The following is a 12,263-nucleotide window of genomic DNA, read 5'->3' on the forward strand; positions in this document are numbered from 1 at the left end:
CGCCGCCGACTCCGCCGTCGCAGACGGATACCGCCGCTCGAAGTGCTCATCGAACTCCGCGATCACCGCGGGCGACGACACCCTCGATTCGAACATACATTCGATTATGCCAGGGCGGTCTGACAACACCTACCTGCCCACTAGTCCCCTTGCCGGACCCAGGCAAAGATGTACAAGCTCATCGCCGTGACGAGCGCGATCAGCACCCATTGAACGATGGCCTGGTCGATCCACGAACCGGGCGGTGGTGCGCCGGGAAGGATGTTGCGCAGCGGGACGATGGCGAACAGGTTCGCGGCGTACCAGGTGGCGAACGGCGGCAGAAACTTCCTTCTGCCCAGCGCCATCGGAATGGCGACCAGCAGCGCCAGGGTGGGCAGGCTGATGAGGACCAGGCAGATGCCCAGGTCGAAGATCAGCGGGCCCTTGGCCCTCTTCAGGGTGATGACCACGTTCCCGTTGTCGGTGCCGCGCTGCGTCGGGAGCGCTCCGGGGTCGTGGACGCGGTTGACGGTGATGTCCCACCCGTCCAACTCCCCAGTCACCTCGACCCGGGCGGGCACCTTCTTCAGGTTGTCGCCCGACCCGACGAAGGCGTCGGCGGAGATCGGCTCGGTCCGGTAGGAGTCGAACGGCCAGTTGCCCGGATCGCCGTGCGCCACGACCGTGGTGCTGAGTTGCGCCGGCGCCTTGCCCTTCGGGTAGTGCAGGTCGCCCAGGTCGCTCGTCGGGTACAGGCGCACGGCGACGTCGGTGCCCAACACGTCGAATCTGTTGTCGTACGCCGAAATCCCCGGATAGACAAGCACATTCACCGCGAGCCGCTTGGCGACCGGCTTCAATTCCTCGACCTGCAGCTGCACGATGGTCGCGTCGCCCCCGCCCTGGCCCAGGTCCAGCGGAGGCAGCGGCCCCTCGGACCTCTCCAGCCAGTGGACGCCGAACAGGGAGAGCATGTAGGCCGTGACGACCACCGCCAGGACGGCGACCCCGATCACGATGCGCGGCCGCTTCGCCATGTGTTTGCGGGCCGGCGGTGCGGACGGTGTCGGTGCGTCCGATGGGGGCGGCGGTGCCGGCGCCGCGGGAGCCTCGGCGGTCATTGGTGAGCCGCTGATGTTTCAGGGCTCGTCGAGGGCCACACGTGGTCAGATGCTAGCGAACTCGCGCACACCGTGCGCGCCGATGCACGCCCCGTCACTCGCCGTCCATGCGGCGGTAACCCGCTCGTCGTTTCAGGTGTGGGCGGCGCCCCCGGGAACGGCCCGCGTTTGCTGCGTGACGCAGCGGAACCCGATGTGGGTGGTCGCGGTGTCCTGCGACTGCGGTGACCGCGCGGCCGGACGATAGCGGTGGCAGTACTCCGGCGCGCACAGGTGCGAACCGCCCTTCAGCGTCTGGCTGACGGCCGGATCCGCCGGCCCCGTTGGGGCGCAACACGCCTTCGGCGGCTCGTCGAGGCGGTGGTGCGCGGAGAACCTGGTGGCGGTCCACTCCCACACGTTGCCGATCATGTCGAGCAGGCCGAACCCGTTGGGGGGGAACGTGCCCACCGGCGATGTGCCCACCCAGCCCAGGGCGCCGTCGTTGCGGTATGGGAAGCGACCCTGCCAGGTGTTGGCCATCAGCCGACCGTCGGGGTTGGGTTCGTCCCCCCACGCGTACGTGCCCGCGCTCCCGCCGCGGGCGGCGTACTCCCACTCGGCCTCAGTCGGCAGCCGCCGACCGGCCCACCGCGCGTACGCGGCGGCGTCGGGGTAGGCCACCTGCACCACCGGGTGATCGGCCAACTCGGCGATGTCGCTGTCCGGGCCGAACGGGTGCCGCCAATTCGCACCCGGCACCCAGTCCCACCACTGCCGCCAGTCGCGCAGGTCGACCGGGCCGGGAGTGGGACGAAAGACCATGGCGCCCGGACGCAGATCGGCCGGGTCCGCCCCCGGGTACAGCGCCGGGTCGATGGGTTGCTCGGCAACCGTCACATAGCCTGTCGCGGAGACGAATTCGGCGAACTGCGCGTTGGTCACCGGGTGTCGCTCCACCGCGAATGAGGCCACGGTGACGGTGTGGATCGGCGCCTCTTCGGGATAGAAGCTGGTGCACCCCATGCGGAACGATCCGCCCGGTAGGTCGACCAGCTCGGTGAGCACCAGTCCAGGGTACGAGCGGCTCAGTCGGATTGCCGATACCACGTGAGCATGTACAGCCCCATCGCCCCGACAAGCGCGAGCAGCACCCAGATCACCAACGCCTGGTCGATCCATGCCCCGGGTGGTGGCGAGCCGGGAAGGAAGTTGCGGATGGGTATGACGGCGAACAGCATCGCCGCGAACCATGTCACGAAGGGCGGCACGAATTTGCGCCTCCCCAAGGCGATCTGGATGGCCACCGCGAACGCCAAGGTCGGCAGGGCGAAGAGGACAAGGCAGATGCCGAGGTCGAAGATCAGCGGACCTTTGGCCCGGTGCAGCGTGATGACCACGTTGTCCGGCCGGTCCGATTCCTGGCTGGCTTCACCGACGCGCTGGACGCTCACGTCCCAGCCATCCAACGCGCCGGTGACCTCGACCCGGGCGGGGATGTATTGGCGGGCGTCGCCCTGGCCAACGAGAACATCGGCCGAGAGTGTATCCGTGCGATACGAATCGAACGGCCAGTCGTTGGGGTTTCCGTGTGCCTCGATCGTGGTGGCAACCTGCGCCGGCGACTTCCCCGCCGGGTATTGCAGATCGCCCAGGTCGTTGGGCGGATCCATCCGGACCGCGGTGTCGGTCTTCAACACGTCAAGGCGTTTGTCGAACATCGAGTCTTCGGGTATCACAAGCACTTTCACCGTCAGGCGATTGGCGATGGTGTCCAGCTTCTCAAGGCGGACCAACACGACGGTGTCACCGGTTGCGTTCAAGTCCGGCGGCTTGAGTGGGGCCCCGGAATTGGCCAGCAGGTGGAAGCCGAACAGGGACAACGCATAGACCGCAACGAAGGCCAGCAGGGCGCCGAGGCCGATGACGAGGCGCCGCCTGGGCTTGCGCGACTGCGTTTCGGGCCGCGCCAACGTCGTAGTGCCGGGCGAAGGCGTTGCTGGCGTTGCGGGCTGCTGCTGCGGCGGCGTGTGATGGGTCATCTTCCTGCCTTCGTCGAGGTTGACCGATCCGCCGCCCTGGGCGGCACGAGACAGATGGTAGCGAACTCGATGTGCTCGCGGGGCGAAAATAGATATCGGTCGCCATCAGGCATGTTGAGCCGACGCCGCCAGCGGCAGGCCGCCGGGCAGCGAATCCTTCCCAGGGCGACTCATCCGCTCCCCGCGCACACCGGCATCTCGCATGGCCAAAGGATCAGTTCACCCGATGTTTGTTTGCTTGCCGGCTGGGATAACGGTAATTCTCGACGTGTGTCGAAATGGGGCGAAGCCCCTCTGCTCGCCGTCGCCGCCGGGCCCCACCCCCAGGAGCCAACCAACGTGAAGCGCAATCTACCGGCGGCAGCCATCAGCCTGTTCGCTGCGGCGGCAGTGGCGGTCTCAGCATGCAGCACCGACTCCCACCCGACGCTGGCGTATGCCGCCGGCGCAAAGGTGGAGTGCGGCGGCAAGCAGGCTCTGACCGCCAGCGGCTCGACCGCGCAGGCCAACGCGATGACGAAGTTCGTCGCCGCCTACGGGAAGGTCTGCGCCGGGCAGACCCTCAACTACACCGCGAACGGATCGGGCGCCGGAATCAGCGACTTCCTCGCCGGCAAAACGGATTTCGGCGGGTCGGACACGCCGCTGTCCGGAGACCAATATGCCGCGGCCAAACAACGCTGCGGCGGAGCCGACGCGTGGAACCTCCCGGTGGTGTTCGGCCCGCTGGCCATCACCTACAACCTCGGCTCGGTCGACTCCTTGGTGCTCGACGCGCCGACGATAGCCAAGATCTTCGACGGCACCATCACCCGATGGGATGACCCGGCGCTTACCGCGCTCAACGCATCGATGCCGGCCGAAGAGATCCGTGTCATCTACCGCAGCGACGCGTCCGGGACCACCGACAACTTCCAGTCCTACCTGCAGGCCGCGTCCGGCGGGGCCTGGAGCAAGGGCGCCGGCAAGGCGTTCAACGGCGGCGTCGGCACCGGCGCCGCCGGCAACAACGGCACCGCGGCACTGGTGAAATCGACCGAGGGCGCAATCAGTTACAACGAGCTGTCTTTCGCGCTGCAGCAAGGGCTTTACGCCGCCGAGATCAAAACCCCGGCGAGCCGCAGGTCGCTCCGGCCGGTGCGGATCGGCACCGACACCGTCGGCAAGACCATCACCGGCGCCAAGATCGTCGGCAGCGGCAACGACCTGGTGCTCGACATCTCGTCGTTCTACAACCCCGCCCAGCCGGACGTCTACCCGATCGTCTTGGCCACCTACGAGATCGTCTGCTCGAAGTACCCGACGCTGGACGTCGCCAAGGCGGTCAAGGCGTTCCTGCAGGCGGCGATCGGACCCGGCCAGGTGGAGCTGGCGAACAGCGGCTACATCCCGCTGTCGCCCAACTTCCAGGCCAGGGTCTCGAGCGCCGTCGACGCGATCAGCTCGATGGAGGCACCGAATCCGGAGTAGGCGTCAGGCCCTCTTCGGCGGCTTTTTCTCGCGGGATCGCCACCAGGCGACGATGAACAGGGACATCGCAGTGACCAGCCCTATCAGTACCCATAGGACGACGGCCTGGTCGATCCAGGAACCCGGCGGTGGAGATCCTGGCAGGAAGTTGCGCAGCGGGACGACGGCGAACAGCAGCGCTGCGAACCAGGTTCCCAACGGCGGCAGGAAGGTGGTCCGGCCCAACGCCATCGGGATGGCCACCCACAATGCGAGCACCGGCAGGGCGATGAGGACCAGGCAGATGCCGACGTCGAAGATCAGCGCGCCCTTGGACCGTTGCAGCGTGATGATCAAGTCGTCCTGCACATCGGGGTTGGCGTCCTCGGGGTCGTGGACGCGGGTGACGGTGGCGTCCCAGCCGTCCAACTTTCCGGTCGCCTCGACGCGGGCAGGTGCCTTCTCGCGGCTGGCGCCGGTACCGGTGAACACGTCGGCGGCGATGACCTCGGTCTTGTAGGCGTCGAACGGCCAGTTGGCGGGATCGCCGTGCGCGACGATGGTCGTGCTGACCTGCGCCGGCGATTTTCCTACCGGGTATTGCAGGTCGCCGAGGTCGTTGTCGGGATACAGGCGCACCGCGGCGTCGGTGGTCAGCACCCCGAAGTTCTTGTCGTACAACGAATCCTTGGGGTAGACGGTCACATTCACCGTCAGGCGGTTCGCGACGGTATCCAGCTTCTCCAGGCGGACCTGAACGACGCTGTCTTCGGCCTCCACCTTGCTCAAATCCACCGAGGGAAGCGGGGGCGCCGACTTTGCCAGCAGGTGCACGGCGATCAGCGAGAGAGCGTAGATGACGATGAGGGAGGCGACTATTCCAAAAGCGATGGCGATTTGCCGACCCCGGTGGTCGGCGGGCGCCGGCGGCGCGGGAGGCGCCGGAGTCCCGGCGGTCATTGAGGCATCACGGGCCAAATGCTAACAGGGACAACGGCGAATTTCAGGGGATAATGACGGCGAATTGCTGCATTACCGTCGATTTAGCCGCTTCGAAACCGGGCGCTTTGCCGGGCCCCTCCAGATGGATGGCGACCAGGTACGCCTGGGTGTTGGTCCAGATGTGGGCGATGCGGTCGGCGAACTCGTTTGCTCCGGCCCCGCCATTGGTCCCGCTGAGCAGCTGGCTGCTGTAGCCGCAGAATTGGGCCGCTGTGACGGTGACCTTGGCCCCGGGGTGCGCCGTCCCCAAGTCGGTGGCATAACGCAGGAACGCGCCACCGGGGTCGAGGTCGGTGCGGGCGATGGTCACCCGTACCGACATGCCGTCGGGGCCGGTCGACGTCAACGCCACGTCGCCCGTGCCGGGAACCGCATTCCAGCCGTCGGGCAACGGGACCGTGAGCACGGGCGCCACCGGGTCCGCCACGGAGGCCTTGGTCATCGACCCGCTGGTGGGCGGCGGGAAGCACACCAAGGCATTGGGCGGAATGTGGTCGGGCAGGGTGGTCTCGATGCCGGGCACCGGCTCGGCCGGGTCGGAAGCTCGCGTGGTGGCCGAAGTTGACGAGGCGGTGCCACCGATGGCCGTTCCGCCGGTGGTCTTCTCACATCCCACCGCAGCGAGCGCCAACAAGCACAGCACCAGGGCTTCAGTCGCGCGAAAAGGCAAGCGCAATTTCGGCTTCCACGTCTACATAGGGCCGGCCGGACAGGTCGACGGTGACCTGCGCGATGGTGCCCCCGGTGAACGAGAACGGCGCTTTGTAGCGGCTGCACACTGCCGAGCCGCCGTTGCGGCCGACGGTGATCCCGGCACCCGCGATCCCGAACGTTCCGGGATGGGTCTGCACGTCCGCGAGCGTGCCGACCACTTCGTCGTCGATGAACAACGTGACGTCGCCGAGCGGCGTGTGGCTGTCCGGGACGGTCCCGGTCCGCGAATAATTCACGCCGAGCAGATGCCTGCCGAGCGGCACCGCGCCCGATGAGGAGACCGTCTGCTGGCGCTCGCCCAGGAAGTTGTAGACGTAATGCAGCCGCCCGTCCTGGATGAACAACACGTGCCCGCCGTGGGCGCCGCCGTGTTTGAACAGCACCCCTTCCGCGCCGGTGGTGTCCACGCTCACCTCGGCCAGCACCGCGAACGACCTGCCGCGGATTTCTGCGGCGGCGCCGCTGCTCACGTCCGCGCAGTCGGGATAGTAGATGTAGCTGGTCCGGTCACCGACGAGGTAAGGGCGAAATCGCGTCATCGTCTCCAGGATGTTCAGGTCCGACAGCGGCAACCCGTTGTACTTGGCGGCCTCGGAGAACCACATCGCCTTGAGTTCTTCGAGTTTGTCCGGGTGCTCGGCGGCCAGGTCGTGACACTGGCTGCGGTCGGCCTCGATGTGGAACAGCTCCCAGCGGTCGGCGTCGAAGTGCGACCAGCCCGCCGGCGTGGCCGCGTGGACGGTGTTGGCGAACCAGCCCTGATGCCAGATGCCGCGGGTGCCGAGCATGGAATAGAACTGGGTCTGCTTCCCGGTGTTGGCGGCCGAATCAGCAAGGGCCGCTTTGAAACTCACGCCGTCCAGTGGCTTCTGCGCGATGCCCCGCACGGTGTCGGGGGGCGTCATGCCCAGCAGGTCGTAGACCGTGGGCGTGATGTCGCAGACGTTGACGTAGTTGTCGCGGATCTCCCCATGTGCGGCAACACCATTGGGCCACGAGATGATCGCCGTGTCGGCGATGCCGCCCTCGTGCGACGCGTACCGCTTGTACAGCTTGTACGGGGTGTTGAAGGCCATCGCCCAGCCGATCGGGTAATGGTTGTAGGTCTCCGGGCCGCCGAGGTGGTCGAACAGCTTCATGCTCTCTTCGACGGTGTCGATGTAGCCGTTGAAGAACTTGCCCTCGTTGACCGATCCGTTCGGGCCGCCCTCCCCGCTGGCGCCGTTGTCGGAGATCACCACGATGAGGGTGTTGTCCAGTTGACCGGATTCCTCCAAATAGTCCAGGATGCGGCCGATTTGGGCGTCGGTGTAGCTGAGGAAGCCGGCAAACACCTCGGCCATTCGGGAGAACAGCTTCTTCTCGTCGGCGTTCAGCGAGCCCCACGGCCGCACCGTGTCCTGCAGCGGCCAGGGCTCGCCCTGCGGTCCCTTGACGTCCAGGTACGGGTTGACCGGCGACAACTCGGTGTCCGGCGGCACGATGCCCATCGACTTCTGGTTTTCCAGCACGATCTCGCGGTAGGCCTCGTAGCCCATGTCGAAGCGGCCGGCGTAATGGTCCGCCCATTCTTTGAAGACGTGGTGCGGCGCGTGCCCGGCGCCCGGGCACACGTAGCTGAACCAGGGCTTGTCCGGCGCGATCACCTTGGCGTCGCGGATGAACTCGATGGTCTTGTCGGCGATGTCCTTCGAAAGGTGATAGCCGTCTTCCGGCGTGCCCGGCGGGTTGACCGGATGGTTGTCGTAGACCAGGTCGGGATACCACTGGTCGGTCTCGCCGCCCAGGAAACCGTAGAACCGCTCGAAGCCGCGCGAGATGGGCCAATGTCGTTTCGTCGAAGCGAGATTGGATTCTTCGAGCGGCGTCAGGTGCCACTTGCCGACGCAGTACGTGTTGTAGCCGCGCTCGGCCAGCACTTCGGAGAGCAGCGCGGTATCGAACGGGATCCGGCCGTTGGCGTTGGGGAAGGCGTCGGTGAACTCCTCGATGGTGGCCATGCCGACGGTGGTGGCGTTGCGGCCGGTCAACAACGACGCCCGGGTCGGCGAGCACAGCGCGGTGGTGTGAAATTGCGACAGCCGTACACCACGCTCGGCGATGCGGGTCATGGCGGGCATCTCGACCAGGCCGCCGAAACAGTCCCACGTCGCGATGCCGGTGTCGTCCCAGACCAGGTACAGGATGTTGGGCGAGTTCTCCGGTGCGGTCGGGGCGGCGTACGGGCCCCAGTCCGGCTCGGAGTCCCGGATATCCAGCTCGATCTTGCCTTGAAAGGCATGGGAGTCAGGCGACATGCGCCGAGCGTAGCGCCACCGCGGGAATTCCGATCCTTTTTCCCTGCGGCGTTACGCTCGGCACAGCGAAACGCCCGAGACCCTAAGGTCCCGGGCGTTTCGATGTCCCGTGGGGGCTACTTGGCCTTCTCGAGGATTTCGACGAGCCGCCACCGTTTGGTCGCCGACGTCGGACGCGTCTCCATCAGCGAGACGCGGTCGCCGATGCCCGCGGTGCTGTTCTCGTCGTGCGCCTTCACCTTCTTGGTGGTACGGATGATCTTGCCGTACAGCGGGTGACGCACGCGGTCTTCCAGCTCGACCACGATGGTCTTCTGCATCTTGTCGCTCACCACGTAACCGATGCGGACCTTGCGCCGGCCACGCACCTTCGGGTTGGCCGGAGTGTGCTTGGGGCCCTTCTCTTTCGAGGCGGTGTCCTTTGCGGCCGCCTTCGGAGCCGCCTTCGGGGCCGCCTTCTTCGCTTCTGCCATCAGGATTCCTTACCGTCGGGCCCGGAAGCCAGGCCCAGTTCTCGTTCGCGCAGCACGGTGTACACGCGCGCGATCTCCTGTCGCACCGCGCGCAGCCGGCGGTTGTTGGACAGCTGCCCCGTCGCCATCTGGAAACGCAGGTTGAACAGCTCTTCCTTGGATTCGCGCAGACGCTCGGTCAGCTCCTCGTCGGTGAGCTCACGCAGTTCGCCAGGCGAAATTCCCACTGCCATCAGAACTGATCCTCTCGGGTCACGATGCGTGCCTTGATCGGCAGCTTGTGGATTGCACGGGTAAGGGCCGCCCGGGCCACCTGCTCGTTGGGGTAGCTCAGCTCGAACAGCACGCGGCCCGGCTTGACGTTGACCACCCACCATTCCGGCGAGCCCTTACCCGAACCCATCCGGGTTTCGGCGGGCTTCTTGGTCAGCGGGCGGTCCGGGAAGACGTTGATCCACACCTTGCCGCCACGCTTGATGTGGCGGTTGATCGCGATACGCGCGGACTCGATCTGCCGGTTGGTGACGTAGGCGTGCTCCAGGGCCTGGATGCCGTAGTCACCGAAGTTCACCGCCGTGCCGCCGCTGGCGATGCCACGCTGGCGGGGGTGGTGCTGCTTGCGGTGTTTAACCCTGCGGGGAATCAACATGATTCAGCTCTCCGTGCTCTGCGGTTCTGCGGCGGGCGCGGCCTCGGCCGCTGCGGCCGCAGTGCTTTCTTCGGCGCCCGCGGCGGCCCGGCCGGCCTCGGTGCTGGTCGCCGTGGTCCCCGACGCACCGCTGCGCCGGGGGCGCGTGCCCGACGGACGCTCGCGGCGCGGACGGTCGGCGCCCGCCGGAGCGGCTACGGCCAGTTCGCGTTTCCCGCCGACGATGTCGCCCTTGTAGATCCACACCTTCACACCGATCCGGCCGAAGGTGGTCTTGGCCTCGTACAGGCCGTAGTCGATGTCGGCGCGCAGCGTGTGCAGCGGCACCCGCCCCTCGCGGTAGAACTCCGAGCGGCTCATCTCCGCACCGCCCAGGCGACCCGAGCACTGCACCCGGATGCCCTTGACGTTGGGCTGACGCATCGCCGACTGGATGGCCTTACGCATCGCGCGGCGGAACGCCACCCGGTTGCTCAGCTGCTCGGCGACGCCCTGGGCCACCAATTGCGCCTGGGACTCAGGATTGCGGACTTCGAGGATGTTGAGCTGAACCTGCTTGCCGGTCAGCTTCTCCAGGTCCGCACGGATGCGGTCGGCCTCGGTGCCGCGGCGGCCGATGACGATGCCGGGGCGCGCGGTGTGGATGTCGACGCGCACCCGGTCGCGGGTGCGCTCGATCTCCACGTCGGCGATGCCGGCGCGCTCCAGCCCGGTGGACAGCAGCTTGCGGATCGCGACGTCTTCCTTGACGTAGTCCGCGTACTGCTTGTCGGCGTACCAGCGGGACTTCCAGTCGGTGGTGATACCCAGCCGGAAGCCGTGCGGATTTATCTTCTGGCCCACTAGTCTGAGCCTCCCTTCGCTTCCGAGGTCTCAGCAGTTGCCTTCGAAGTCTTCGCCTCGGCGGTTTTCGCCGCAGCCTTCTTCGCGGGTGCCTTCTTGGCGGGTGCCTTGGTGGCGGCCTTCTTCGCGGGCGCCTTCGCGGCGGCCTTGCTGGCCTCGGCGCGGCGGGCCCTCGTCGACTTCGCCGAACGCTGGTCCTTGGCCGGCCGGCTCTCCACCACGACCGTGATGTGGCTGGTGCGCTTGCGGATCCGGAATGCGCGACCCTGGGCGCGCGGACGAATGCGCTTGGCGGTCGGGCCCTCGTCGGCGTACACCGTGGCGACCACCAGGGTGGCCGGGTCCAGCCCGTTGTTGTTCTGCGCGTTCGCCGCGGCGCTGGCGATCACCTTGGCTACCGGCTCGCTGGCCGCCTGGGGCGCCCAGCGCAGGATGTCGAGCGCGTCGGCCACCGACCGGCCCCGCACCAGGTCGATCACCCGGCGTGCCTTCGTCGGTGAGACCCGCACGAACCGCGCCTTGGCGACCGCCGACGGGAATTCAGTTGTGGTCATCGCCGTTTGGCCTTCCGGTCGTCCTTGATGTGTCCCTTGAAGGTTCGCGTCGGCGCGAATTCACCAAGCTTGTGACCGACCATCGACTCGGTGACGAACACCGGGACGTGCTTGCGTCCGTCGTGGACGGCAAAGGTGTGACCGATGAAGTCCGGGATGATCGTCGAACGCCGAGACCAGGTCTTGATGACCTGCTTGGTGTTCTTCTCGTTCTGAACGTCCACCTTCTTGAGGAGGTGGCCGTCGACGAACGGGCCCTTCTTCAGGCTGCGTGGCATGTGCTTGTACTCCTAGTCCCGGAACTTCCTCAGCGACCGTGCTTCTTGCCGGTGCGCCGGCGCCGGACGATGAGTTTGTTGCTGGCCTTGTTCGGGTGGCGGGTGCGGCCCTCCGGCTTGCCCCACGGGCTCACCGGGTGGCGACCACCGGAGGTCTTGCCCTCACCACCACCGTGCGGGTGGTCCACCGGGTTCATGACCACACCACGGACCGAGGGGCGCTTGCCCTTCCACCGCATCCGGCCGGCCTTGCCCCAGTTGATGTTTGCCTGCTCGGCGTTGCCCACCTCGCCGACCGTGGCGCGGCAGCGCACGTCGACGCGGCGGATTTCACCGCTGGGCATACGCAGCGACGCGTAGGTGCCCTCTTTACCGAGCAGCTGGATGCTCGAGCCGGCGGACCGGGCCAGCTTGGCGCCACCGCCCGGCCGCAGTTCCACGGCGTGGATCACGGTACCGGCGGGGATGTTGCGCAGTGGCAGGTTGTTGCCGGGCTTGATGTCGGCGTTCGCGCCCGACTCCACCACGTCGCCCTGCGAAAGGCCTTGCGGCGCGATGATGTAACGCTTCTCGCCGTCCAGGAAGTGCAGTAGCGCGATGTTGGCGGTCCGGTTCGGGTCGTACTCGATGTGCGCGACCTTGGCGTTGACGCCGTCCTTGTCGTTGCGACGGAAGTCGATCACCCGGTAGGCCCGCTTGTGGCCGCCGCCCTTGTGGCGGGTGGTGATGCGGCCGTGTGCGTTACGGCCACCGTGGCCGTGCAGCGGGCGCACCAACGACTTCTCCGGCTCCGACCGGGTGACCTCGGCGAAGTCGGACACGCTGGAGCCGCGGCGGCCGGGGGTCGTCGGCTTGTACTTACGAATTGCCATGTCTAATC

At 66.9% G+C, this 12,263-nt stretch carries 14 protein-coding genes; 1 reads left to right on the top strand and 13 read right to left on the bottom strand.

Features of this window, described 5'->3' with window-relative positions; translation table 11 throughout:
* Positions 1-140: 140 nt before the first annotated feature.
* From A5756_RS10565 to A5756_RS10575, 3 genes are all read right to left on the bottom strand, one after another.
* Positions 141-1,019, bottom strand: coding sequence for a DUF4436 domain-containing protein (locus A5756_RS10565; RefSeq protein ID WP_066951897.1), 879 nt, complete (start codon positions 1,017-1,019; stop codon positions 141-143).
* Positions 1,020-1,235: 216 nt separating this feature from the next.
* On the bottom strand, positions 1,236-2,150 hold the full coding sequence (locus A5756_RS10570; protein ID WP_066951900.1) for a formylglycine-generating enzyme family protein: 915 nt from the start codon (positions 2,148-2,150) through the stop codon (positions 1,236-1,238).
* A gap of 20 nt (positions 2,151-2,170) precedes the next feature.
* Complete coding sequence (locus A5756_RS10575; RefSeq protein ID WP_066951903.1) at positions 2,171-3,124, bottom strand: DUF4436 domain-containing protein; 954 nt, start codon at positions 3,122-3,124, stop codon at positions 2,171-2,173.
* Positions 3,125-3,463: 339 nt separating this feature from the next.
* Between A5756_RS10575 and pstS the strand changes: the two genes are divergently transcribed.
* Positions 3,464-4,594, top strand: a complete 1,131-nt coding sequence (gene pstS, locus A5756_RS10580; RefSeq protein ID WP_066952045.1) for a phosphate ABC transporter substrate-binding protein PstS — start codon at positions 3,464-3,466, stop codon at positions 4,592-4,594.
* Between the two features lie 3 nt (positions 4,595-4,597).
* On the opposite strand, the gene A5756_RS10585 is transcribed toward pstS, so the two are convergent.
* From A5756_RS10585 to rplB, 10 genes are all read right to left on the bottom strand, one after another.
* Complete coding sequence (locus A5756_RS10585; protein ID WP_066951906.1) at positions 4,598-5,533, bottom strand: DUF4436 domain-containing protein; 936 nt, start codon at positions 5,531-5,533, stop codon at positions 4,598-4,600.
* 43 nt (positions 5,534-5,576) lie between these two features.
* A complete protein-coding gene (locus tag A5756_RS26220) occupies positions 5,577-6,251 on the bottom strand; it encodes a hypothetical protein (RefSeq protein WP_232001820.1) in 675 nt (224 codons plus the stop codon).
* Entirely contained in the window at positions 6,226-8,586 is a 2,361-nt protein-coding gene (locus A5756_RS10595) for an arylsulfatase (RefSeq protein ID WP_066951909.1), read from the bottom strand. The genes A5756_RS26220 and A5756_RS10595 overlap by 26 nt, the downstream gene beginning before the upstream one ends.
* 116 nt (positions 8,587-8,702) lie before the next feature.
* The gene (gene rpsQ / locus A5756_RS10600; RefSeq protein ID WP_197505364.1) at positions 8,703-9,062 is read right to left on the bottom strand and encodes a 30S ribosomal protein S17; all 360 of its coding nucleotides are present in this window, start codon (positions 9,060-9,062) and stop codon (positions 8,703-8,705) included.
* Complete coding sequence (rpmC, locus tag A5756_RS10605; RefSeq protein WP_066951916.1) at positions 9,059-9,292, bottom strand: 50S ribosomal protein L29; 234 nt, start codon at positions 9,290-9,292, stop codon at positions 9,059-9,061. Before rpmC ends, rpsQ begins: the two co-directional genes overlap by 4 nt.
* Positions 9,292-9,708 carry a 50S ribosomal protein L16 gene (gene rplP, locus A5756_RS10610; RefSeq protein WP_007167840.1) on the bottom strand — a complete coding sequence of 139 codons (417 nt, stop codon included), beginning with the start codon at positions 9,706-9,708 and terminating at the stop codon, positions 9,292-9,294. The genes rpmC and rplP overlap by 1 nt, the downstream gene beginning before the upstream one ends.
* Before the next feature lie 3 nt (positions 9,709-9,711).
* Positions 9,712-10,551: a 30S ribosomal protein S3 gene (gene rpsC, locus A5756_RS10615; protein ID WP_066951917.1), complete on the bottom strand. Its 840-nt coding sequence runs from the start codon at positions 10,549-10,551 to the stop codon at positions 9,712-9,714.
* Positions 10,551-11,105, bottom strand: coding sequence for a 50S ribosomal protein L22 (gene rplV / locus A5756_RS10620; RefSeq protein ID WP_066951918.1), 555 nt, complete (start codon positions 11,103-11,105; stop codon positions 10,551-10,553). The genes rpsC and rplV overlap by 1 nt, the downstream gene beginning before the upstream one ends.
* Positions 11,102-11,383 carry a 30S ribosomal protein S19 gene (gene rpsS, locus A5756_RS10625; RefSeq protein WP_066951921.1) on the bottom strand — a complete coding sequence of 94 codons (282 nt, stop codon included), beginning with the start codon at positions 11,381-11,383 and terminating at the stop codon, positions 11,102-11,104. The genes rplV and rpsS overlap by 4 nt, the downstream gene beginning before the upstream one ends.
* A gap of 29 nt (positions 11,384-11,412) precedes the next feature.
* Positions 11,413-12,255, bottom strand: coding sequence for a 50S ribosomal protein L2 (rplB, locus tag A5756_RS10630; protein WP_066951922.1), 843 nt, complete (start codon positions 12,253-12,255; stop codon positions 11,413-11,415).
* Between the last annotated feature and the right edge of the window lie 8 nt (positions 12,256-12,263).

It is taken from the genome of Mycobacterium sp. 852002-53434_SCH5985345 (assembly GCF_001667155.1).
Classification (GTDB): domain Bacteria; phylum Actinomycetota; class Actinomycetes; order Mycobacteriales; family Mycobacteriaceae; genus Mycobacterium.